Raw genomic sequence first — 22205 nt, forward strand, 5'->3', positions numbered from 1 at the left:
TCAGTCCGCGATCGGGACGATCTGGGTCGGATCGATCTGCAGCCAGGCCGGAGCGCCGACCTGGAAGACATCGGCCGGCGGCGCTGCGACGCGGAACTGCAGCCCGCTGTCCTTCGGCTGGAAGACGTAGTCCCAGGTCTCGCCGAGGAATGCGGACTGCCGAACCAAACCCTCCAGGTTGATGGCTTTGTCCTTGGGAGCCTCCCTCGCCGAAAGCTTCATCGCCTGCGGCCGGATCGAGACTGTGACCGGTCCGGAGCCGGTCACTTCCTCACCGATCATCGCCAGCGGCACGCTAAAGCCCGCAAAGTCGATCATGTGGTTGCCGCAATTGCCGGAGAGGAAATTCGTGCGGCCGATGAAACTCGCCACAAACCGGGTCTTCGGCCGGCTGTAGAGCGCGTAAGGGCTGTCGATCTGCTCAAGGCGGCCGTTGTTCATCACGGCGATACGGTCCGAAGTCACCATCGCCTCCCCCTGGTCGTGGGTGACATAGACCGACGTGATCTTGAACTCGTCATGCATGCGCTTGATCTCGAAACGCATTTCTTCGCGCAGATTGGCGTCGAGATTCGAGAGCGGCTCGTCGAGCAGGAGCACGGCCGGACGGATGACGACGGCGCGGGCGAGCGCGACGCGCTGCTGCTGGCCACCGGAGAGCTCGGCCGGGTAACGGTCGGCGAGATGGCTCATGCGCACGGTCTCCAGCACCGCGCCGACGCGTTTCTTGACTTCCTCGCTCGGAAGCTTGCGCAGGTTGAGGCCGAAGGCGACGTTCTGCGACACCGTCATGTTCGGCCAGATCGCGTAGGACTGGAAGATCATCGACATGCCGCGCTTTTCCGGCGGCACCGAGCCCGACGGTGCCGACAATATCTTGCCGTCGAGCTCGATCGAGCCGGAGGTCGGGTCGATGAAGCCGGCGATCATCCGCAGCGTCGTCGTCTTGCCGCAACCGGAAGGGCCGAGCAGCGAGACGAATTCGCCGGGTTTGATATGCAGGTCGAAATCGAGAACCGCATCGACGGCGCCGAAACGACGGCCGAGTTTCCTGAGGACAAGTCCGTCCATTAGCTTCTCCTCAACATGAAGTCGCGGCCCAGATATCTCATCCCGAGGGCGACGACTGCGACAATGATTATCAACAACAGAGAGCCCAGCGCTGCGAGCTTTTCGAGCTCGCCTTCCTCGCTGAGATCGAGCAGCACGACGGAAACGACGCGCGTGGTGGGACCGACGAGGAAGATGGCGGTCGAGAGTTCCTGTGCCGCTGGCACGAAGATCAGCAGCCAGCCGCCGGCAAGCGTGCGCTTCAGGAGCGGCCCGACCACATGCCGCAGCGCCGTCACCCGTCCACCACCGAGGATGCGCACCGCCTCCTCCATTTCCGGATGGATGCTGCGCACGCCGGCCGAACTGGTGGTGAAGGCGATCGGCAGGAAGCGGGTAACGAAGGCGAGCGCCATGATCGTATAAGTGCCGTAGAGCGCGATCGGCGGCAGGGCATAGGCCGCATAAAAGCCGATGGCGAGCACGATGCCGGGCACGACATAGGGCGAGACCGCGAGGAAGGCGAGCAGGCCCGAGAACGGGATCAGCTTGCGCTGCACGATATAGGCGATGAACAGCGCCAGCGTGATCGCCACCGTCGCCGCGACGATGCCGAGCCCGATGCTGCCGACCAGCGCCTTTTGCGAGCTGGAATGCTCGAAGAGCACGTAATGGAAGTTGGAAAGCGTCAGGTTGCTGAACGAGAAGCCCGTCGTCCAGGAATCCGAGAAAGCGGCGAGAAGCAGCACGAACAGCGGCATCAGCACCGACAGAGCCACGACGAAGAAGCAATAGCCGAACAGCACCCAGCGCCAACGGCCGAGCTTGACGATGCGGCGCTCGCCGCCCTTGCCGCTGACGGAGACATAGCCCTTGCGACGCAGGATCAGTTTCTGCAGGCCGAGCATCGCGGCGGTGATCAGCAGGAGCGGGATCGAATAGGCGGCCGCCACCTGGATCCGCAACGGGAAGGAGAAGAATTCGGTGAGCTGGATGACCACGACCGGATATCGAGCCGGAATCGAGATCAGTGCCGGCACGCCGTAGAGCGCGATCGCACCGAGGAAGGACAGAAGCGCTGCGCCGATGATCGCCGGCATGACCAGCGGGAAGGTCACCTTCATCGCCGTCTTGAACGGTCCGGCGCCGAGAATATTGGCAGCGTCCTCCATCTCGGAATTGATCATCTCGAAGGCCGAGCTCACCAGCACGAAGACGAGAAAGAAGCCGCCGATCGCGGTGACCAGCACCAGTCCGCCGAAGGAGAAGATATTGACCAGCGGCTCGGTCGAGCCGGAGAGGCTGTGCCAGACGCGGTTGATCCAGCCGGTATTGGGGCCGGCGAGCAGGATCCAGCCAACACCGGCGAGATAGGGCGGCATGATGAAGGCACCGAACACGCTGTAACGCACAAAATTGCGGCCCGGCATGTCGGTGCGGGTGCAGGCCCAGGCGAGCGGCACGCCGAAAGCCAGTTTCAGCACCACGACGACGGCGCCCATCTTCAGTGTGTTGGTGAGCGCCGTGATGTGGCGTTCCTTGCCATAAGCCTCGACATAGTTGTTCAGCGTCCAGCCGCCGGTCTTGGCGTCGGTGAAACTGGAGACGACGAGCGTCCACATCGGCGCGACGATCAATACGACCAGGATGCCGGCCAGAAACACCCAGAGCAGATTGGCCGGCTGCAGCCGCTGGTGCCAGGGCACGCGTACCTTTACCGGCTGGTCTTCCGACCAAGTGGCGGCCGCGGGATGGGAAACACTCGTCATGATCGGCGCTCGCTTTGTCACTGGAGGCGTCGGAAACAGGTCACGCCGTCGGGCGTGATGGGCGGAGGCCAGCGACTGCCAGCCTCCGGATACGGTTCAGATCCCGAACGTGTCGCGGAACTTTTCCTGGACTTCCGGCAGCTTCTTGATGCCGTCGGCCGTCGCGATCGACTTTGTCTTGTAGCTGTTGAGCGGGCGCATGCCTTCGGCAAGCGGCACGCCGGCCCGAAGCGGATAACGGTAGTCCTTAGCGAAGTATTCGGCGATTTCCGGTCCGAGCAGGAAGTTCTCGAACAGCCGCGCGGCATTCGGATGCGGCGCATCCTTCATGATCGCGGTTGCCGAAGGCGGCAGCAAGGCGCCATCGGTCGGGTAGATGACGCCGATCGGCACCTTTTTCAGGATCGAGTCCGACAGGATCAACGGCAGCGGCGCCAGCGCCACCTTGCGTTCGCCCGAAGCGACGAGATTATGCCCGTCAGCCACGGAACGGCCGATCTGCGGCTTGTTCTTCTCGATCTTCGTGAAGAAGTCCCAGCCGTAGAGATCGTTCATCAGGATCGTCCAGAGCCCGACACTGCCGGAGAAGCTCGGATGGCCGATGGCGACCTGGCCCTTCCACTTGGGATCGGCAAAATCCGTCCAGTTCTTCGGGGCTTCCGCCTCGGTGACCAGCTTGGTGTTGTAGGCGATGACAAGAGGTGAGACGCCCGACGTGATCCAGTAGTTTTCCTTGTCGGCCAGTGCGCGAAGCTCCGGCACCATGTCTTTCAGGTTTTCCGGCGCGAACTGGGCAAGCGCGCCCTGTTCCTTCAGCTGCAGCATCTGGCCGTCGTCGTTGGTCGACATCAGGTCGCCCTGCACGGCCTTGGCCTGCAATTCCTGCACCAGGCGCTGGAAAATGACCTGCCCGGAGGCGCGCACGACGTTGCACTCGACGCCGGCATATTTCTTCTTGAACAGGCCGCACATGCCGTCGGCGAACTCGGTAGTCGTCTGCGAGACGTACCAGGTGACCGAACCTTCCTTCTTGGCGGCATCGTAGAGCTGCTTTTCGCCGGCCGTCATATCGGCCGCGCCGGCAAGACCGGCCGCCAGCAAGAATGCCGGAACCAGGCCGGCCACATAAGTCATGGCATGCTTCATGATCTCTCCTCCCTTTGATCCGGCCCATCGCCGGCGATAAGCTCGACCCTCCCGAGCTTAGAAATTCATGCGTTCGTCCCGTCCCGCTCGATCCCGGTGGCGATGTTCCTCATCATTCGCCGGGGATCAGCTGGCGTTCCACCGGGCGCATCAGCGCCAGGAAGTCGCTGAAATATTCACCCTGGATGACGACATGGTTGCGCATCGCATCGCGGGCGCGGGCGTCGTCGCGGGCACGGATCGCTGCAAGCACCTCCTCGTGCTCCGACAGCGAACTGTTGACGCGGCCAGGCACCCGCAGCTGCAGGCGCCGATAAGGCTTCAGCCTGCGCTGCAGCGCGTGGGCATTCTCCGCCAGAAAGCCGTTGCCGCTCGCCTCGTAGATCACCCGGTGAAATTCCGCATTGGCGTAGTAATAATCGTCCGAATTACCGGCCTGCTGGGCCGTGGCGCAGGCGGACTGCGCCTCTTCCAGGCGGGCGAGCTGTTCCGGGCGGATGCGGCGAGCCGCAAGCCGGGCGCACATCGCCTCGAGCTCGCCCATCACCTCGAACATTTCGACCAGCTCGGTGATCGTCAGCTGCGTGACGAAGGCGCCGCGGTTGGGCACCATCTGCACCAGGCCCATCGTATTGAGCTGGATCAACGCCTCGCGGATCGGCGTGCGCGACACCTGATGGCGGGCCGCCAGCCCTGCCTCGTCGAGCCGGTCGCCGGGGGAATAGAAGCCCGTGACAATATCCTGCTCGATCGCGTCGCGAACGCTCGGTTTGCCCTGTTTGCCTTTGAGTTGCACGTTCATGGGCCTATCCTGCCGATGCGGCCGCGATATCACGCGGTCCTGCCTGTTGGGTATTACCCTGACGCTGTGCCAGATGGCGCACCGCAGTGATCGCGGCCGTCACGCCGTCGCCGGCTGAGGCGGCCAGATGTGCGACCGAGCGGGCACGGATGTCGCCGGCTGCGAAAATACCCGGCACGGATGTCTGCATATCGAGATCGACACCGATCCGGCCATCGGCGGTGAGCGCCACAGTATCGCCGAGGAAAGACGTATTGGGCTCCAGCCCGACATAAACAAAGACGCCGTGGCAGGGGAGATCGCTATCCGCGCCTGTCGAAAGATCGCGGACGGTTACAGCGCTGACGCCACCTTCGCCGCGGATCGCGGTCGCGACCGTCTGAAGCCGCATCTCGATGTTAGAGGCTTCCCGCGCTTTCGCCTGCAATGCGGCGCTGGCAGTAAGGCGCGAACCTCGGTGGATTACGGTGATGCGGGCGGCGTGAGGGACCAGCGCCAGCGCTTCGTCGAGTGCGGAATCCCCGCCGCCGATGATGCAGACATCCTTGCCGCGCATCAGCGGTCCATCGCAGGAGGCGCAGTGGGAAACGCCGCGCCCCTCGAATTCCGCTTCGCCCGGAATGCCGAGCGTGCGCTTGGCCGAACCGGCAGCAATGATCACCGCGCCTGCCGAGAGATCGAGATCGGCGCCGGCGATGCGGAAGCCCGTATCCGTCTTCGAAATGGTCTCGATCGCGTCGAGCGCGAATTCGACGCCGGCCTCGTCCGCCTGCATCTGCAGCATCGGTCCGAGTTCGAAACCTGACATGCCCTCGCCCGGGCCCGGAAAATTGTCGATACGGTCGACATTGATCACCTGGCCGCCAGCGCCCAGCATGTCGATGATCATCGTGCGCGCGCCATGCCGAGCCGCCGCAATCGCGGCGTTGAGCCCCGCCACGCCGGCGCCGATGACCACGATGTCGTAATCATTTGCCATGATCAGCGCCAATCGTCGACGGAAACGGTGGTGCGGTAATGCGCGCCGTAGATCTGCCAGTAACCGTTGGACTCGCCGCCGACGACCACGACATTGATATCCTGCGGGCGGAAGATATGGATAAGTTCGTCCTTGCCGGGCTTCAGCTTGCCCGCCATGGGTTCCTCGCCGAATGTGGCGCGCGGATAGATGTAGTTCTGGACGAGCTGCAGGTCCCAGTAGCGGCCTGCTGGCATCTGAGCCGTCTCGTAGATGAAGTCGAGCAGATCCTGCTTGTTCACGAAACCGCCGCGATCGATGAACTGCCTAGCGCAGATCGGGTCGAGCACCAAAGTCGGCGCGGTGATCGCATCCGTGCCGAGCAGCATGTCGCGCACGTGTTCGCGCCAGTACTCCTTGCGCAGGCCAAGGCTGAAGGTGGTGGAACGGCAGCCGTGGAAGATGCTGACCGCACTCGTCTCGGCATCGAAACCCTTCTGCACATGCAGCGGCTCCCATGGACTGCGCTCCTCGTTTTCGGCGAAGGTGAGGTTGTTGTAGGTATAGTTGTTGCCGAGCGAACCCATAAAAGTTTCGCCCACAACCGAACCACCTTGCAGGTTCTGCGACAGGAGCCCGAAGGCGCGGCCGATCGTGGCATTGGCATGGCTATAGGGGCCGAGCGCGCCGACGCCACAGTTCATGCTGATCTCGTTGCGGACAGGTCCGTTGACGACGGCCATCGCCGCGGCCGAAGAAGAGGTCGATCCACGCGCGGAGACCTGAGCCGCCGCCAATGCCAGGATGACCGGAAAATATTCGGGCGACGCGCCGGCCATCACGGCGTTCACGGCGACCTTCTCGACCGTATATTCCCACAGGCCGCGATTGGTGGTTGGCTGCATGTGGCCGACGACCTCGTCCGGCTTGCGGGAGGTCGCGGCCAGCATGTCGGCGACGCGGGCGTCGGTCGGCAGGATGATCGGCAGCTTGTCGGTCCAGCTGTTGCGCAGGAACGTGGCGTGGAGATTGTCTTCCGTGTCCGGCTCGATGAGACGCGGCGTGCTGCGCTCGAATTGCGCATCCTCGGCACTTGCCGAAAGGCCGACGGTCAAAGCCTCGACGATTTCCTTCATCACCGGCTTGCCGCTGATTGGATCGGCGCCTTCCACATAGGCGCGCAGCTCTTCAGGCGTCTTGCCCATCACCGGCTGCGGCACGAAGACCAGCGGCTGCTGCGAAAGCCCACCCATCTTGGCGACGGAGCGCACGACCTTGTCGAATTTTTCGGTGTGAATGGCCGCGGTCGGTACGCCGTATTTGGTTTCCAGCGTGATCGCATGGGTGGTGACGGCTGGTGCGCAGGTGCTGCAATGTCCCACCCCGATGATCGCGGCATGGCCATTTGCCTTGATCTCTTCCCAGAGCTGCGGGTCGTCCTTGGAATAGGTGTTCGCCATCTGGCGAATCCGTACGTCCACAGACGGCATGTTGCGTGCAAACCAGGCCTCGACCTCCTTGAGGAGTTCGACGGAATCGTCAAAGCGGCTGTCGACGAGATAGACGACCTTGCCATCCAGGCTTGTCGGCCGGTCGGCCGGCTGCTTGCGGTTGACCTTCGGCGGGTAACCCATCGGGTTGTGGACCGTGACCAGCGGCAGTCCGCTTTCCGGCTTTCCCTGTTGCAACATCCCATTTCCTCCCGAAATGATCCGCGCTCGTATGCAATTCATAGTCCACGCGTATACACGAACCGTCAAGTCCTAAAATGACGATCGCCTATTTTGCGACAGCAGCAGGCTCGAAAGTTCCGGAAAACTGATCGCGGAGTATACTCTTCTGGACCTTGCCCATCGTGTTGCGCGGTAGTTCGGCCATGAACGCCACCTTTTTAGGGCGTTTATAGCCCGCCAAGCGACCGTCGAGCGCTTTGATGACCTCCTGTTCGGTCAGCGTTGCCCCCGATTTCAGGACGATCGCGGCAATGATGCCCTCGCCGAAATCCGCATGCTTGACACCGAAGACGGCGCTTTCATAGACGCCCGGCATGGCGTCGATCTCCATCTCCACCTCTTTCGGGTATACATTGTAGCCGCCGGTGATGATGAGGTCCTTGCCGCGGCCGACGACATGCAGGTAGCCGTCAGGGTCCACTTTGCCGAGATCGCCGGTGATGAAGAAACCGTCCTTGCGGAATTCCGCCGCAGTCTTTTCCGGCATGCGCCAATAACCCGAAAACACATTCGGGCCGCGCACCTCGATCATGCCGATTTCCTCGGTGCCGAAGGAGGCACCGGTTTCCGGATCGGTGATCCGCACCTGGACCCCCGGCAGCGGGAACCCGACCGTGCCGGCGACGCGCCGTCCGTCATAAGGGTTCGAGGTGTTCATGTTGGTCTCGGTCATGCCGTAACGCTCGAGGATGGCGTGGCCGGTGCGCGCCTGCCATTCCTCGTGGGTCTCGGCCAGAAGCGGCGCCGAACCGGAGACGAACAGCCGCATATGGGCGGTACTTGCCTTGTCCAGTCCCGGATGCTGCAGGAGGCGCGTGTAGAAGGTCGGCACGCCCATCAGCGCAGTCGCCTGCGGCATTGCCTCCATGATCTTGTTCGGATCGAATTTCGGCTGGAAAATCATCGAGGCGCGCGAGGCGAGCACCACATTGGTGGCGACGAAAAGCCCGTGCGTGTGGAAGATTGGCAGCGCGTGGATCAGCACATCCTTGTCCGTGAACCGCCAGCTTTCAACGAGCGACGTCACGTTCGACAGAAGATTGTCGTGGCTGAGCATGGCGCCCTTGGAGCGCCCCGTCGTGCCGGACGTGTAGAGGATCGCTGCAATATCGGCCCCGCCCCGCTCCGAGGTTTCGGTTATCGGCGTAGCAATGGCGGCGGCATCGGTCAGCGTCCCCTTGCCCTCAGGATCGAGCGTCAGAGTTTTCGAGCCGGCCGCCTTGGCGATCGGCTGCAGCGCCTGCAGTTTCGACGGATCGCAGACGAAGATCGCGGGTTCGGCATCGGTCAGGAAATATTCGATTTCTGCCGGCGTGTAGGCAGTGTTGAGCGGCAGGTAGATGCCGCCTGCCCTGACCGTCGCCAGATACAGCGCCAGTGCCACGACCGACTTTTCCGCCTGGACGGCCACCCGGTCGCCCGGCTGCAGACCGGCTTCGAGAAGTGCTCCGGCAAGCCGCGCGCATTGATCGGCGAAGGCACGGTAGCTCATCGTGCCGACCGTTTCGTCGGTCAGGAGCAGCCGATCCTCCCGGTCGAGCCCGCCGAGCAGCGCGTCGTAGAGATTACCAGCCATCAAAACACCTCCTGGGAAACCGGTTGGGCCAGTTTGCGCAGCGCCGGCATCGCTGCGATATGGCCGTTCTCGGCATAAGCCTCATGATTTTTCTCGATTTCGCCGAGCCGGTAGCGATAGTTGACCATCAGGCCGTATGACTGGCGCATGCCCTTCGGCGATCGGTCGCCGAGGAAATTGAGCCTCTCGGCCTGCGCGCCGTTGCCGAGATGGAACCGCGCCACTGGATCTACCGGCCGGCCATTGCCGCGCCGGACGTTCAACAGGTAATGCGCCCCGAGCGGCAGCATGGCGCGCTGGATCTGGTCGAGTTCGTGCTCGTCGGCAGATGCCCAGTCACCTTCAAGCCTGGCGACAAGCCGCTGCTTTTCCAGTTTGATCTCCTCGCTGTCGGTGACGCGGCTTTCGCCGCGCAACCATGCGCCGAAGCCCGGGATGGGGGATAATGTCACGAAATTTTCGAGCCGCGGAAGGTCGCGCTTCAGATCGTTCACCACCTGCTTGATGAGGAAATTGCCGAGCGAAATGCCGGCGAGGCCGCGCTGGCAGTTGGAAATCGAATAAAACACCGCCGTCGTCGCCTGCTGCACCTCCAGCGGCTGGCGGTCTCGGGCGAGAAGCGCATCGACCGAGGCGGGCAGATGGTCGGTCAGCGCCACCTCGACGAAGATGAGCGGCTCGTCTTCTAGTTGCGGGTGGAAGAAGCCGAAACAGCGCCGGTCAGCCGGTGCCAGTCGCCGGCGCAGGTCGTCCCAGCCGTCAATATCGTGCACGGCTTCATAGCGGATCAGCGCCTCCAGGATATTGGCGGGCGTGGTCCAGTCGATCGATCGCAACATCAGGAAGCCCCGGTTGAACCATGAGGAGAAGAGATGGCAGAAGTCGAGATCGACCGCCTGCAACGCCGGTTCCTTGGACAACATGTCCATCAGATGTTCGCGCATCTCGACCAGCGTCGCGGTGCCGCGCTTGGCGAAATTGATACGGCGGAAAAGCTCCTGCCGGCGCGGTTCGGCCGCCTCATGCAGCCTGGCGATATTCTGGGCGCTTGGATCGAGATTATAAGCCGACGCCGCGGCATCCAAGGCAGTCCGGTCGGGGCCGAAACGATCGAGAAGCGCGCGCATGAAAGCCTCCCGGTCCGAGGCTCTGGCCTGCCGGTAGGCTTCGAGGAAGGCTTCGGCAAGGATAGCCCCCGAAACTTCGCCGCGGCGCGACAGGATCATCTCGGCAAGGCCGGTGAGATCGCGATTCTGCACCGGCGGCGATGACAGGCCGAACAGGGCCCGGCCGCGGCCCGACAATGACTGGATCAGCTCGCCGATAAATGGAGGAGCATCCCACCAGCCGAAAACTGGATCCTTGTTGCTCATCTCTTTTTCTCCTGCCCATTCATTGCATACAGCAGATACTGGATCGTATGCAAGTCGTGCGGAGAGACTTGGCGCCTTTTGGCGCTATTCCATGGCGAGGATCATGTTGCGCACGACAGGATAGATTTCCTTCTCCCAGCGGCGTCCGCTGAAGACACCATAGTGCCCGACATTGGCTTGCAGATGGTGGCGGCGCAGATGCGGCCGCAGCGAGTGACAGAGGTCGTGGGCGGCCGAGGTCTGGCCGAGCCCGCAGATATCGTCGCGTCCGCCCTCAACGGTCAGAAGCGCCGTGGCGTGGATATGGTTCGGATCCACTTTCCGGCCATGGTGGGTGTAGGTACCGCTCGCCAGCTCTGCCCTCTGGAACACCCGGTCGATGGTTTCGATGTAGAATTCCTCGGTCATGTCGAGCACGGCAAAATACTCGTCGTAGAAATGCTTGATCTTGTTCGCCTCGGCCGTCTCGCCGCTGGCGAGGTGGCGGTAGAGTTTGCGATGCGCCTCGACATGGCGCTCCATGTTCATGCTCATGAAGGCGACGAGCTGCAGGAAGCCCGGATAGACGCGCCGTCCGCTGCCCGGAAAGCCCATCGGAACGCCGGTGATCAACTCGCTCTTGAACCACGACAGCGGCTTCGAGACCGCGAGTTCGTTGACCTTGGTCGGACTTTCCCGCGTATCGACCGGCCCGGCCATCAGCGTCATGGTGCGCGGGGTCGCCGGGTTCTTCGCCTCCGACATGATGGCGACGGCAACCAGCGCCTGAACGCAGGGCTGGCAGACCGCCAGGATGTGTCCGCGCGGTCCGATCTCCTCCAGAAAGCGGATGATGTAGTCGACATAATCGTCCATGCCGAAACGGCCGGCGGCCGTGGAAACGTCCCGCGCATTGGCCCAGTCGGTGATGTAGACGTCATGGTCCTTCAACAGCGTCTGGACCGTGCCGCGCAACAACGTCGCGAAATGACCGGATAGCGGCGCGACCACAAGCACCCGCGGGCGAGGCGTATCGACGTCGGCGACGAAATGCAGGAGGCGGCCAAAGGGCAGGTCGAGTGCCGTTTCGACTGATATCGGCACGTCGCGATTGCCGATCGTGACCGAGGCAATCTCGAATTCCGGCCGCTCGTGGGTGATCTTGAAGCGCGACATCAACTCGAGTGCCGCGGCGGCATGTCGGCCCATGTCGCTGCCGGCGCCGAAGAACAGGGTGGAGGACATCAGTTGCAGGCGCCGGGCAAGATCGCGCATCGGGGCGAGGAAGTCGTCCTGGAATTGATAGGCCTGATAGAGCATGAATGGACCCCCGCGCCGCAGATATGCGGCAGTGCAAAAATGCTAGTGCAATATGTCTCGCGATGCGAGAAGATTGTCATCGGATGCATGATTGTCCGGCAGGAGTTTTGAACGATGGTACAGGCGACACTGACGATTTCGTCGAAAAACTATTCCTCGTGGTCGCTTCGCGGTTGGCTCCTTTGCCGCATGGCAGGTCTCGATTTCCAGGAACTGCTTGTCGAGATGAACGACGATGCGCGCCAGGAACTGCTGCTCCTGTCGCCCTCCGTGCTGGTGCCGCGGCTGACCCATGATGACGTCATCGTCTGGGATACGTTGGCGATAGCCGAATACCTGAACGAGATCATGCCTGACGCCGGCCTCTGGCCCGCCGACATCGCCGACCGTGCCCGCTGTCGCGCGGTTTCGGGAGAGATGCACTCCGGCTTCCACAATCTTCGCTCTGCCCTGCCGATGAACCTCAAGGCCCGGCACGAGCGTTTCAAGATCTTTTCAGGCGCGCGCCCGGATGTCGAGCGGGTCAAGACAATCTGGACCGAATGCCTGGAGGCGAGCGGCGGCCCCTGGCTGTTCGGGGCAAATCCGACTGTCGCCGACGCCATGTATGCTCCGGTCTGCACCCGGTTCCGCACCTATGCAGTCGAACTCTCGCCGAGACTGGCGGCATACGCGGAGACGGTTCTCGCCTGGCCGCTCATGCTCGAATGGACCGAAGGCGCGCTTGCGGAACCGGACGAAATCGTCGAGTTGGAAGTGGAATTCTAACTGGCGAAAGACATATCGGACATCATGACCTCGAAGCCCTACGATCCCAGCGAAGACGGCGCGGAAATGTCCTTCCGCGAGAAGATGTCCTATTCCGACTATCTGCATCTCGAAAAGGTGCTCGACGCGCAGGCGCCGATTTCGGCGGCGCATGACGAACTGCTCTTCATCATCCAGCACCAGACCTCCGAACTGTGGATGAAGCTTGCGATCCACGAGATCGCCTCGGCGATCTCAGCGATCCGCGACGACAATCCGCAGCCCGCCTTCAAGATGCTCAGCCGCGTCGCCCGTATCTTCGAACAGCTCAACAACGCCTGGGACGTGCTTCGCACCATGACGCCCAGTGAATATACGGAGTTCCGTGCCTCGCTCGGCCAGTCGTCGGGCTTCCAGTCCTATCAATACCGTGCGATCGAGTTCCTCGCCGGAAACCGCAACATTGCGATGCTCGGGCCTCACGCGCATCGGCCTGATATCCTCGAGATGCTGGAGGGCATCCTTGCCCGCCCGAGCCTTTACGACGAGGCCCTGATGTTGCTTTCCCGACGCGGATTCGATATCGGCGAGGACGCAACACGAACCGACTGGCGCGCGAAACGCACTGAGAACGAGCAGGTGCTGGAGGCCTGGAAACAGGTCTACGGCGCACCCGGCACCCATTGGGAGCTTTACGAACTCGCGGAAAAACTGGTCGATTTCGAGGATTATTTCCGCCGCTGGCGGTTCAATCACGTAACCACGGTGGAACGGGTGATCGGCTTCAAGCGCGGCACCGGCGGCACGTCTGGAACCTCCTATCTCAAGAAAATGCTGGAGGTGGAACTGTTTCCCGAATTGTGGCGGGTGCGCACCGTTCTTTAAGCTTCCAAGCCTGACCACCTCCACGCCCCCCCGCTGGTCGGCTGGGTCGCCCGGGGCGGGTCTCAAGCTGTCTTGGGGATTTTCTCCAATCGCGATATGCTCATCCCAACGTGAGGAGCGGATGCGCGCGAAGGGACGAAACGGGTTTCGGATGTTTCGATGCGGCATGACCGGCGTGCAGGCGGTCGTGGCCCGCTCCGACCATCATTTCGCCCGTCACACCCACGACCAGTTCGGCATCGGCGTGATCGAGAGCGGAGCCCAGAAATCCGCAAGCGGACGAGGTCCGGTGGAAGCCGGACCAGGCGACGTCATTACCGTCAACCCCGGCGAAGTGCATGACGGCGCGCCGGTCGGGGACGAAGGCCGTTTCTGGCAGATGCTTTATTTCGAGCCGGACGTGATTGCGGTCGCAGTCGCGGATATCGGCCAGGGCCGGCCCGGCGATTTCGAGTTTGCCGATCCGGTGCTGCGGCAACCGCAGCATGCCTCGACGATGCGGCAGCTCTTTGCGGCGATGACGACCGAGCAGGCCGGCGCCGAACTCCGCAGGCAGGAATTGCTGCTTGCGCTGCTGGCCGGGGTCATGCGGGAGGCGCCGGAGCCGAAACCGGTACCGCGAGGGATTCGGGAAGCGCGCGAGCGGATTGATGACGATCCAGCCAAAGCGGTCAGCCTTGCCGCTCTGGCAGGCCTTGCCGGCCTCAGTCAATTCCAGCTCCTGCGGGCTTTCGACAAGGCGACCGGGCTCACGCCACACGCCTACCTGATCCAGCGGCGTGTCCAGCTGGCGCGAAAACTGATCGGCGGCGGAGCGGGACTTGCGGAAGCGGCGCTGGCCAGCGGCTTTGCCGACCAGAGCCATATGACCCGCATCTTCACCCGCAGTTTCGGGCTTTCCCCACACCTTTACGCGGCTTGCGTGCGTCCGCCCCGGGTGTCCGGCGGGCCTTTCTAAGGAGGGTGGATGGCGCTTGCCCTCTGTTGCGGCAGTGCTAGGCTCTCCGTTTCGGATATCAACCTGACGTCGGGAGGGCGCAGATCATGTCCGCATGCTTCAGATACATCGTCAACGATGTAAAGGCAGCGATTGATTTCTACACCGCACACCTTGGCTTCCAGCTCGAGATGCATCCCGCGCCGCCGTTTGCGGAAATCTCGCGTGGTGACATGCATCTCTATCTCAGTCAGCCGAACCCACGGGGTGGCGGGGGTGCGCCCATGCCGTCCGGGGAGCAGCAGACGCCCGGCGGCTGGAACCGCATCCATCTGACCGTCGAGAACCTGGATGCGATGGTTGAGCGACTGAAACTGGCAGGCTGCGGCTTCCGCAACGAGATCATCCAGGGAACCGGCGGCAAGCAGATCCTGCTGGAGGATCCATCCGGAAACCTGATCGAACTGTTCGAGCCGAATACGCCCGCCTATCGCGCCCCTGGATCCGGCAAGAAGACCGCCGGCGCTTGACGGGCGGCCGACGAATTCAGCTCGGAACCAGATCGAAGACGTGATGATGGATACGTCCGTCGAACATTTCGAGCAGGCCCTTGGTCATGTCCCGGCTTTCGTAGCGAACCGGCGATTCCAGGGCTGCGGCCAGTGCCTCGCGGCTTTCATACATGGTCGACAGCACCATCGGGTAGGACGGAGCACCCTCGTCGCGTTCGATATTATAGAGCACGCGCACTTCCTTGACGCCCGGAAAAGCGAGCCACATCGGCATCAGCTTCTCAGCCACATAGGTCTTGAAAGCGTCTTCCTGGCCGGCATGGATCGTGCCTTCGAAAAAGGCCTGACGGATGATCATTGTGCTTCTCCGGCTCAGTTGACGGTGGTCGGCGGCTTCTCGCCGGCGAAGTGCGCCGCAATGTTGGCAAGCACCAGCTCGCCCATCGCAACGCGGGTCTCGACCGTGCCGCTGCCCTGATGCGGCATCAGCACCGTGTTCGGCGCGGTGAAGAAATCTTCACGGATGCGCGGTTCGTTGAGATAGACGTCGAGGCCGGCGGCGGCGATCGTGCCGTCGTTCAGGGCGGCAAGCAGCGCATCCTCGTCGACGACGCTGCCGCGTGCGATATTGATCAGAATACCCTTCGGCCCGAGCGCCTGGAGCACCTCGGCATTGACGATATTCTGGGTCTGCGCATTCGCGGCAACGATGACGCAGAGCACGTCGCTGTCTTCCGCCAGCGCCACCGGCGAGGCACAGGACTTCCAGGCCGTGCCCTGGACCGGCGAGCGGTTCCAGAAGCGGATATCCATACCGAAGGCTTCGGCGCGACGGCCGAAGGCCTTGCCGATCTGGCCGAGGCCCAGGATGCCGAGGCGCTTGCCCTTGGGGCTGTTGCCCAGCGGAAAGCCTTCCCTGCCCCACTTGCCGGCGCGCATGAACGCGTCACCCTTGGCAATATGGCGCAGCACGCCGAGCATCAAAGCGATGCCCATGTCTGCCACGTCGTCGGTCAGCACGCCGGGCGTGGTGGTCACGTCGATATTGCGGCTGCGGGTGAATTTCAGGTCAACCTTGTCGGTGCCGACGCCGTTGATGGCGATGACGCCGAGCGCCGGCAGTTTTTCGATCCATTCGTTGGAGAGCCCGCTGCCGCCGCCGGTCGCAACCGCGCGGATGTTCGGCAATGCTGCTTCCAGCGTGTCCTTCTGCGCCGGGTCGTACATCCGGTGCACCGTATAGGCGGCGTCGAGTTGGTCCTCGATGAATTGCATCATCGGCTCCACAAGCAGGATATCTGGTTTCACGTCCGGAACTCCGTTTCTATGAATGGCTGTCGCGCTCAGGAGATCTGCCCGAGGAAGATTTTCAGGCGCTCGTTCTTGGGATTGCCGAAGAATTCCTCCGGCGCCCCTGTTTCGAGGATCTCGCCGCGGTCCATGAAGATCACCCGGTCGGCGACCTGGCGGGCGAAGCCCATTTCATGAGTGACACAGAGCATGGTCATGCCCTCCTTGGCGAGGTCGATCATGGTGTCCAGCACTTCCTTGACCATTTCCGGGTCGAGCGCCGAGGTCGGCTCGTCGAACAGCATGATCTTCGGGTTCATGCAAAGCGCGCGGGCGATCGCAACGCGCTGCTGCTGGCCGCCGGAAAGCTGGGCGGGGTATTTTTCCGCCTGCTCGGGAATACGCACCCGCTCCAGATATCTGCGGGCGATCTTTTCGGCCTCGATCTTCGAAATGCCGCGCACCTTCATCGGCGCCAGCGTGCAGTTCTCCAGCACCGTCATATGCGGGAAAAGGTTGAACTGCTGGAAGACCATGCCGGTCTCCTGGCGGACGATATCGACATTCTTGCCGCCGGCGGTGAGATCGTGACCGTCGACGACGATCCTGCCCTTCTGGATCGTCTCCAGCTGGTTGATGCAGCGGATCAGCGTCGACTTGCCGGAGCCGGAAGGGCCGCAGATAACGATCCGCTCCCCCCGGTTGACCGACAGTTCGACGTCCTTCAGCGCGTGGAAGCCGCCATACCACTTGTTGACGCCTTCCATGCGCACGGCCAGATCGGAAGCTCCGCGCTTGGCCTCGGCCGATGCGTTTGCGTTCACCTCAGTCATCACGAGGAACTCCCTTTCAATGCTCAGTTCTGGACGTGGTTCTGGTCTTACTTGGCGTTGGCGACGAAGTCCGGCAGCGGAGCTCCGAGCCACTTCTCATGGATCTTGCCGAGTTCGCCGTTTGCCTTGACCTTGGCGATGAAGGCGTTGACGGCCGTCAACAGCTCGGTCGAGCCCTTGCGCACCGCAATGCCCTGAACCTGCTGGCTGAGCTGCAGCTTCTGGGTGAAGCGACCCGGAGCTGCCTTTTCGATCTGGGCCGCGACGACGTTCGAGACGCCGATCAACTGCACCTGGCCGGACAGCAGCGCCTGCACGGCGCTGGCGTCGTCGTCGAAGCGCTGGATCTTGGCATCCTTCGGGGCGATCTTGGTCACGCCGGTATCCTGGGTCGAGGCGCGGGCGACGCCGATCGTCTTGCCGGACAGGTCCTCCGGCTTGGAGACCTCGGTCGCCTTGGCGCCGAAGACGCCGATCGAGATGCCGGCATAAGGCTGCGAGAAATCGACGCTCTTGGCGCGCTCCTCGGTGATGCCGAGCGAGGCGACGAGCAGGTCGACCTGGTTGCTCTGGAGGTATGGGATGCGGTTCGGGCCGGTGACCGGAACGATCTGCACCTTGACGCCGAATTCCTTGGCGAGCAGCTTTGCGACGTCGGCGTCATAACCGTCCGGCTCGTTCGACGTGTTCATGATGCCGAAGGGCGGGAAGTCGACCAGCATGCCGACCTTGAGGGTGCCCGCGGACTTGATGCTTTCGACTGTCTGTGCCGATGCGGTGGAGGCGCCTGCGCCCATCATCAGGCCGGCGCCGATGACGGCCATAACCATGCGTCTAGAAATGTTCATTTTCCTACCCTTTCTGTTGCGCCGGTTTACCTCCCTCCGGCCCGGGTCCCGTCAACGTGCCGTTGCGCGGGAGAATCTGATTTCCATGCGTCGCGCCAGTACCGAAAGCGGCCAGCAGAGGACGAAATAGACCGCCGCCACGGTGCCGAACACCATGAACGGGCTGAACGTGGCGTTGTTGATGATCTGGCCCTGGCGGGTGAGTTCGGTAAAGCCGATGATCGCCGCAAGCGAGGTGCCCTTGATGAGCTGCACCAGGAAGCCGACCGTCGGCGCCACTGCGATCTTTAGGGCCTGCGGCAGGACGATGTAGCGCATCCGGTTGAAATAGCGCAGGCCGAGGGCGGTCGCAGCTTCCCGCTGACCCGGCGGCACCGCCTCGATGCAGCCGCGCCAGATTTCGCCGAGGAAGGCGCTGGCATGCAGTGTGAGGGCGACGGTTGCCGCAAGCCATGGATTGATCGCGAAACCGAGGATGTTCATGCCGAAGAACACCAGGAAAAGCTGCATCAGGAGCGGCGTTCCCTGGAAGACGCGGATGAAGCCGGTGGAAATCAGCCGCGGCCATTTCGCATCGGAGACGCGCAAAAGCGCGATCAGCAGCCCGCCGATACCGCCGCCCGCAAAGGCGATCGCCGACAGCGCGATCGTCCATTGGGCCGCAAGCACGATGATCCAAAATTCGTTGATGCCGAAAGGCCTGATCAATGGCATGGCCAGCTCCTATCGGCTCAGCGGATATTTGAAGGCGGCCTTCTCGATCGCCGAGAAGATCGTCGAGAAACCCACCGACATGACGAGATACATGATCGTGATGACGATATAGACCTCGAAGCTGGCAAAGGTTTGCGACTGGAGATTGTTGCCGGCGGCGGCAAGGTCGTCGGCCGAGATCGCCGAGACGACGCTGGAGGTCAGCATCAGGTAGATGAACTGGCTGGTCAGCGACGGATAGACGGTGCGCAGCGCCGGCTTCATGATGATGTAGCGGAAAATCTGCAGCTTCGAGAGGCCAAGGGCGGTGCCGGCCTCGATCTGCCCCTTCTGGATCGACTCGATGCCGGCGCGGATGATTTCCGTGCCGTAGGCGCCGAAATTGACCACCAGCGCCACGAGCGCCGCGCTGTTTGGCGTCAGAAAAATCCCGAGCGACGGCAGGCCGAAGAAGATGAAGAAGATCTGCACCAGGAACGGCGTGTTGCGGATGATCTCGATATAGGCGTCAATGACCCAGCGCAGCGGCGCAATCCCCGAGGTCTTGCCCGCAGCGCAGGCGATCGAGACGATCAGGCCGATGATCATCGCCGCCACCGAAAGCTGGATCGTCAGCCAGGCGCCGAGCAGAAGCTGGTCGAAACCCGCGAACACGGGCTCGAAATTGAAATTATACAACTTGGGACCTCCCCAACGATGTTGAAAGACCGCCGCTCCTCTGCGGCATCTTTTCATTTAGATCGATCTAAAAGCTTTTGGCCCGAACGTCAACCGGAAGCTGGCGGATTGTTGTCAGGCCGAAATGGCGATCGGCCCACAGGACTGGCGGACATGCAAGATCGTTTCATTGACAACCCTTCGGGCTGGGCGAACGGGATCGGCCAGCCGATCGAGGAGAAGCCTGGCCGCATTCGCGCCGATCGTCACCGGTGCGGTGGAAACGGAAGTGAGTCTCGGCCGCATCGCCTCCGCGTCGGTCACGTCGTCAAAACCGATCAGCGAAAAATTCTGGCCTACCTTCAGGCCCCGGTCGTAGAGGCCGGCGGAAAGGCCGAGCGCGATCACGTCATTGAAGCAGATCACCGCTGTCGGCTGTTCGCCTTGGCCGAAGAGAATATGCGCCGCATCGGCGATTTCGCCGATCTGGTTCGGCACGCGCACGATGATGTTCGGATCGAGCCCGCGCGATTGCATGGCGTCGCAAAACCCTTCGACGCGTTCGCGATAGGCGGAATGGATCGGCCCCTGGACGGCAAAAGCGATCGTCCGGTGACCGAGCGAGGCAAGATAGTCTACCGCCTGGCGCATGCCCGCCGCATAATCGGCCCCCGCATAGTCGACTTCGTCGGAGATCTGCCGGAGCACCTGCACCAGGGGCAGATCCCATTCTGCGAGTTGATGAAGGAAGGCCGGCTCGGTGCCGGCCGCCGGGCAGACGATGACGCCATCGACGCCGTGCTCGCGCATCCGCCGCATCACCATGTCCTGTCGTTCGACGAGATCGCCGCTATTGGCAAGGATCACCACCATGCCGGCTGAATCGATCACCTCCTCGATGCCCGACAGCAGTTCGGCGAAGAACGGGTTCGTCAGATTGGGCACGACGACGCCGACGGTGTAACTGCGCTCGGCCCTCAGCCGGGCGGCCCCCATGTTGTAGACATAACCGAGCTCACGCATCGCCTCCTCGACCCGAGCCCGCGTCTCGGTGCCGACCAGCGGGCTCTTGCGGATGACGAGCGAGGCAGTGGCGCGGGACACGTTGGCGCGCCGCGCCACGTCGAGAAGCGTCACACGGTTTTTCTTTTTGTCTTCGGATGGCATGGATATCACTTAGCAGAGGTGCCACGATCCCGCATAGGCTTCTTATATGTCGCGGTCGGATGCGTCTTCCATCTGCCTGGCCTACTGCGCGGCGGCGAGCAGGCCTTCCATCTCCATCAGAAAGGCGAATTCACCGGTCAACCCGGGCGAACAGGCGACCACCGGACCGCCCCGCGAAAGCAGTTCCTCGAGCGGTGGCACGGCGACCGTCGCGCCCGCCTCCGAGGCAATCAATACGCCGGCAAGCATGTCCCAGGACGAGAGATGCCGTTCGTAATAAAGATCGGAAACGCCTTCGGCGACGCGGACGAGGCCGATGGCGGCCGCACCCATGCGGCGATAGTCGATGCCGCGCTCGTAAAGCCTGCGCGAGACGGTGATGTAGTCCTCGAAATCGGTGCGGCGCGAATGGCCGAGAATGGCGATCGCGTGATTGGGGTCGCTGGTCCTGGCCGCCGCAATCGGCTTGCCTTCCTTGAATGCCCCCTCGCCCCGGATCGCATGGAAGACCCGGTCCTGTGCGGCGTCATAGATCACGCCCACCAGGATTTCGCCGCCGGAGACGAAGGCGATCGAGACGCCCCAATGACGGAAGCCGCGAATGAAATTGGTCGTGCCGTCGATCGGATCGACCACCCAGGTGCCACGTTCCCCCGAATGGCCCCCACCCTCCTCGCCCATGAAGGAATCGTCGGGAAACTCGCCGAGTAGCGCCGCACGGATCGCTTGTTCGGCCCGCTTGTCGGCGACTGTGACGAAATCCTGATGGCCCTTGTTCTCGACGCCGAGCGTTTCGGGAAGGGCCTCGGCGCGGAAGGCTGCAGCCTCCATGCCGACCCGGCGGGCGACCGCGATCGCCGTTTTGGCGCGGGACATCAAGGAGGAGAGATCGAATGCAGATGCCATTTATGCACTTCTTCTTTTGATCAGCGTCACAGGCGTGAATTCCACCCTTGCCACGGCGTCCGGTTCGGACATGCGGCTGGTCAGGAGATCGATCACCTGCTCCGCCTGCACGTCGCAGGGCTGTACGAAGGTGGTGAGGTCATAGGCCGACCAGCTTGCCTGAGGGATGTCGTCATGGCCGATCACCTTGACCGAACCGTAGCTTCGGCCTGCCTTTGCAAGCCCGTCGAGAACGCCGCAGGCCATGTAGTCATTGACCGAGAACACCCCGTCGATCCCCATGTCGACAAGCGCCTGCGCCGCTTCGTGGCCGTGGGCGTAGTCATTGATGGCGACCGGGACCAGCGGCGCATCGAGCCCGAGCATCTGGCAGCGGCTCTGAAAGGCCTCGGCGCGGCGGCGCGAGGAATAGGAGACGGCGGTACCGGCGATCACCGCGAGCTTCTTGGCACCCGCTTCGAGGAGATGGTCGACCGCGGTATAACCCGACATCCGGTCGTCGGAAACGACCCGGTCGACGAAGGGAAAATCCTCGCCCTTGTTGACCAGCACGATCGGCACGCCTTCGACCGCGCATTCCTCGAAAATATGCGAGGGCGGCGCGTCCGAGGTAATGATCACTCCGGAGACGGCATAGTGCAGCAGCTGGCCGATGACGGTGGCGCTGTCCGCTTCCTTGGAGGTCGGCAGCAGGATCGGCCGGTAGTTGCGGGCGATCAGCGCGCGGGCCAGATTTTCGAGCTGCTGGGTGCGGAACGGGTTGTCGAGACCGGCGGCCACCAGGCCGACGAAATCGGAGCGCTTGTTTGTGAGGCTGCGGGCGAGATAGTTGACCCTGTAGCCGAGTTCCTTGGCCGCCTGGTACACCTTCTGCCTGGTTTTTTCCGAAACGCTCGCATCCGGCGTGAAGGCGCGCGACACGGCGGCACGAGAGACCCCCGCCGCACGGGCGACGTCGAAGGAGGTGACGCGGCGAGGTTCGCGGGCCATGGCGCTCATCTCC

General features: G+C 62.6%; 22 protein-coding genes. 4 read left to right on the forward strand and 18 right to left on the reverse strand.

Annotation, left to right across the window (positions count from 1 at the left end; all coding sequences use genetic code 11):
* From ACSQ8R_RS29355 to ACSQ8R_RS29395, 9 genes are all read right to left on the reverse strand, one after another.
* Positions 1–1071, reverse strand: a complete 1071-nt coding sequence (locus tag ACSQ8R_RS29355; protein ID WP_436256855.1) for an ABC transporter ATP-binding protein — start codon at positions 1069–1071, stop codon at positions 1–3.
* Complete coding sequence (locus tag ACSQ8R_RS29360) at positions 1071–2819, reverse strand: ABC transporter permease (protein WP_436256856.1); 1749 nt, start codon at positions 2817–2819, stop codon at positions 1071–1073. The genes ACSQ8R_RS29355 and ACSQ8R_RS29360 overlap by 1 nt, the downstream gene beginning before the upstream one ends.
* 96 nt (positions 2820–2915) lie before the next feature.
* Positions 2916–3965, reverse strand: a complete 1050-nt coding sequence (locus ACSQ8R_RS29365; RefSeq protein ID WP_436256857.1) for an ABC transporter substrate-binding protein — start codon at positions 3963–3965, stop codon at positions 2916–2918.
* A 112-nt stretch (positions 3966–4077) separates the two neighbouring features.
* Positions 4078–4767 carry a GntR family transcriptional regulator gene (locus tag ACSQ8R_RS29370; protein ID WP_436256858.1) on the reverse strand — a complete coding sequence of 230 codons (690 nt, stop codon included), beginning with the start codon at positions 4765–4767 and terminating at the stop codon, positions 4078–4080.
* A 4-nt stretch (positions 4768–4771) separates the two neighbouring features.
* Positions 4772–5746, reverse strand: coding sequence for an NAD(P)/FAD-dependent oxidoreductase (locus ACSQ8R_RS29375; protein ID WP_436256859.1), 975 nt, complete (start codon positions 5744–5746; stop codon positions 4772–4774).
* Positions 5747–5748: 2 nt separating this feature from the next.
* Positions 5749–7416 (reverse strand): UGSC family (seleno)protein, encoded by a 1668-nt coding sequence (locus ACSQ8R_RS29380; RefSeq protein WP_436256860.1) that lies wholly within the window; start codon positions 7414–7416, stop codon positions 5749–5751.
* Between the two features lie 88 nt (positions 7417–7504).
* Positions 7505–9034 carry a malonate--CoA ligase gene (locus ACSQ8R_RS29385; protein WP_436256861.1) on the reverse strand — a complete coding sequence of 510 codons (1530 nt, stop codon included), beginning with the start codon at positions 9032–9034 and terminating at the stop codon, positions 7505–7507.
* A complete protein-coding gene (locus ACSQ8R_RS29390) occupies positions 9034–10407 on the reverse strand; it encodes a malonyl-CoA decarboxylase (protein ID WP_436256862.1) in 1374 nt (457 codons plus the stop codon). Before ACSQ8R_RS29390 ends, ACSQ8R_RS29385 begins: the two co-directional genes overlap by 1 nt.
* An 84-nt stretch (positions 10408–10491) precedes the next feature.
* Positions 10492–11706, reverse strand: coding sequence for a polyhydroxyalkanoate depolymerase (locus ACSQ8R_RS29395; protein ID WP_436256863.1), 1215 nt, complete (start codon positions 11704–11706; stop codon positions 10492–10494).
* 114 nt (positions 11707–11820) lie between these two features.
* Here ACSQ8R_RS29395 and ACSQ8R_RS29400 point away from each other — a divergent pair, with 114 nt between their 5' ends.
* The 4 genes from ACSQ8R_RS29400 (at position 11821) to ACSQ8R_RS29415 (ending at position 14805) form a co-directional block, all read left to right on the forward strand.
* Positions 11821–12474, forward strand: a complete 654-nt coding sequence (locus ACSQ8R_RS29400; RefSeq protein ID WP_436256864.1) for a glutathione S-transferase — start codon at positions 11821–11823, stop codon at positions 12472–12474.
* Positions 12475–12498: 24 nt separating this feature from the next.
* A complete protein-coding gene (gene kynA, locus ACSQ8R_RS29405; protein ID WP_436256865.1) occupies positions 12499–13338 on the forward strand; it encodes a tryptophan 2,3-dioxygenase in 840 nt (279 codons plus the stop codon).
* 121 nt (positions 13339–13459) lie between these two features.
* Complete coding sequence (locus ACSQ8R_RS29410) at positions 13460–14296, forward strand: AraC family ligand binding domain-containing protein (protein ID WP_436256866.1); 837 nt, start codon at positions 13460–13462, stop codon at positions 14294–14296.
* 86 nt (positions 14297–14382) lie between these two features.
* The gene (locus ACSQ8R_RS29415) at positions 14383–14805 is read left to right on the forward strand and encodes a VOC family protein (RefSeq protein ID WP_436256867.1); all 423 of its coding nucleotides are present in this window, start codon (positions 14383–14385) and stop codon (positions 14803–14805) included.
* A gap of 16 nt (positions 14806–14821) precedes the next feature.
* Here the strand turns inward: ACSQ8R_RS29415 and ACSQ8R_RS29420 are convergent, their stop codons facing one another.
* The 9 genes from ACSQ8R_RS29420 to ACSQ8R_RS29460 all read right to left on the reverse strand — a co-directional run bounded on the left by ACSQ8R_RS29420 (position 14822) and on the right by ACSQ8R_RS29460 (position 22201).
* Positions 14822–15145, reverse strand: a complete 324-nt coding sequence (locus ACSQ8R_RS29420) for a hypothetical protein (RefSeq protein ID WP_436256868.1) — start codon at positions 15143–15145, stop codon at positions 14822–14824.
* 14 nt (positions 15146–15159) lie between these two features.
* On the reverse strand, positions 15160–16065 hold the full coding sequence (locus ACSQ8R_RS29425) for a 2-hydroxyacid dehydrogenase (RefSeq protein ID WP_436257308.1): 906 nt from the start codon (positions 16063–16065) through the stop codon (positions 15160–15162).
* A 65-nt stretch (positions 16066–16130) separates the two neighbouring features.
* Positions 16131–16910: an amino acid ABC transporter ATP-binding protein gene (locus ACSQ8R_RS29430; protein ID WP_436256869.1), complete on the reverse strand. Its 780-nt coding sequence runs from the start codon at positions 16908–16910 to the stop codon at positions 16131–16133.
* 47 nt (positions 16911–16957) lie between these two features.
* Positions 16958–17758, reverse strand: a complete 801-nt coding sequence (locus ACSQ8R_RS29435) for a transporter substrate-binding domain-containing protein (protein ID WP_436256870.1) — start codon at positions 17756–17758, stop codon at positions 16958–16960.
* Positions 17759–17809: 51 nt separating this feature from the next.
* Positions 17810–18466, reverse strand: a complete 657-nt coding sequence (locus tag ACSQ8R_RS29440; RefSeq protein ID WP_436257309.1) for an amino acid ABC transporter permease — start codon at positions 18464–18466, stop codon at positions 17810–17812.
* A 15-nt stretch (positions 18467–18481) separates the two neighbouring features.
* A complete protein-coding gene (locus ACSQ8R_RS29445; protein ID WP_210012156.1) occupies positions 18482–19150 on the reverse strand; it encodes an amino acid ABC transporter permease in 669 nt (222 codons plus the stop codon).
* Positions 19151–19264: 114 nt separating this feature from the next.
* Positions 19265–20296: a LacI family DNA-binding transcriptional regulator gene (locus tag ACSQ8R_RS29450; protein ID WP_436256871.1), complete on the reverse strand. Its 1032-nt coding sequence runs from the start codon at positions 20294–20296 to the stop codon at positions 19265–19267.
* An 81-nt stretch (positions 20297–20377) separates the two neighbouring features.
* Complete coding sequence (locus ACSQ8R_RS29455; RefSeq protein WP_436256872.1) at positions 20378–21202, reverse strand: inositol monophosphatase family protein; 825 nt, start codon at positions 21200–21202, stop codon at positions 20378–20380.
* Entirely contained in the window at positions 21203–22201 is a 999-nt protein-coding gene (locus tag ACSQ8R_RS29460) for a LacI family DNA-binding transcriptional regulator (RefSeq protein WP_436257310.1), read from the reverse strand.
* Positions 22202–22205 lie beyond the last annotated feature (4 nt).

This window comes from Neorhizobium sp. LjRoot104, assembly GCF_964253725.1.
Classification (GTDB): domain Bacteria; phylum Pseudomonadota; class Alphaproteobacteria; order Rhizobiales; family Rhizobiaceae; genus Neorhizobium.

Coding starts and splice junctions, on each gene's coding strand:
- ACSQ8R_RS29355 (WP_436256855.1), bottom strand. CDS start 1,071: ATGGACGGACTTGTCCTCAGGAAACTCGGCCGTCGTTTCGGCGCCGTC.
- ACSQ8R_RS29360 (WP_436256856.1), bottom strand. CDS start 2,819: ATGACGAGTGTTTCCCATCCCGCGGCCGCCACTTGGTCGGAAGACCAG.
- ACSQ8R_RS29365 (WP_436256857.1), bottom strand. CDS start 3,965: ATGAAGCATGCCATGACTTATGTGGCCGGCCTGGTTCCGGCATTCTTG.
- ACSQ8R_RS29370 (WP_436256858.1), bottom strand. CDS start 4,767: ATGAACGTGCAACTCAAAGGCAAACAGGGCAAACCGAGCGTTCGCGAC.
- ACSQ8R_RS29375 (WP_436256859.1), bottom strand. CDS start 5,746: ATGGCAAATGATTACGACATCGTGGTCATCGGCGCCGGCGTGGCGGGG.
- ACSQ8R_RS29380 (WP_436256860.1), bottom strand. CDS start 7,416: ATGTTGCAACAGGGAAAGCCGGAAAGCGGACTGCCGCTGGTCACGGTC.
- ACSQ8R_RS29385 (WP_436256861.1), bottom strand. CDS start 9,034: ATGGCTGGTAATCTCTACGACGCGCTGCTCGGCGGGCTCGACCGGGAG.
- ACSQ8R_RS29390 (WP_436256862.1), bottom strand. CDS start 10,407: ATGAGCAACAAGGATCCAGTTTTCGGCTGGTGGGATGCTCCTCCATTT.
- ACSQ8R_RS29395 (WP_436256863.1), bottom strand. CDS start 11,706: ATGCTCTATCAGGCCTATCAATTCCAGGACGACTTCCTCGCCCCGATG.
- ACSQ8R_RS29400 (WP_436256864.1), top strand. CDS start 11,821: ATGGTACAGGCGACACTGACGATTTCGTCGAAAAACTATTCCTCGTGG.
- kynA (WP_436256865.1), top strand. CDS start 12,499: ATGACCTCGAAGCCCTACGATCCCAGCGAAGACGGCGCGGAAATGTCC.
- ACSQ8R_RS29410 (WP_436256866.1), top strand. CDS start 13,460: ATGCGCGCGAAGGGACGAAACGGGTTTCGGATGTTTCGATGCGGCATG.
- ACSQ8R_RS29415 (WP_436256867.1), top strand. CDS start 14,383: ATGTCCGCATGCTTCAGATACATCGTCAACGATGTAAAGGCAGCGATT.
- ACSQ8R_RS29420 (WP_436256868.1), bottom strand. CDS start 15,145: ATGATCATCCGTCAGGCCTTTTTCGAAGGCACGATCCATGCCGGCCAG.
- ACSQ8R_RS29425 (WP_436257308.1), bottom strand. CDS start 16,065: ATGATGCAATTCATCGAGGACCAACTCGACGCCGCCTATACGGTGCAC.
- ACSQ8R_RS29430 (WP_436256869.1), bottom strand. CDS start 16,910: ATGACTGAGGTGAACGCAAACGCATCGGCCGAGGCCAAGCGCGGAGCT.
- ACSQ8R_RS29435 (WP_436256870.1), bottom strand. CDS start 17,758: ATGAACATTTCTAGACGCATGGTTATGGCCGTCATCGGCGCCGGCCTG.
- ACSQ8R_RS29450 (WP_436256871.1), bottom strand. CDS start 20,296: ATGCCATCCGAAGACAAAAAGAAAAACCGTGTGACGCTTCTCGACGTG.
- ACSQ8R_RS29455 (WP_436256872.1), bottom strand. CDS start 21,202: ATGGCATCTGCATTCGATCTCTCCTCCTTGATGTCCCGCGCCAAAACG.
- ACSQ8R_RS29460 (WP_436257310.1), bottom strand. CDS start 22,201: ATGAGCGCCATGGCCCGCGAACCTCGCCGCGTCACCTCCTTCGACGTC.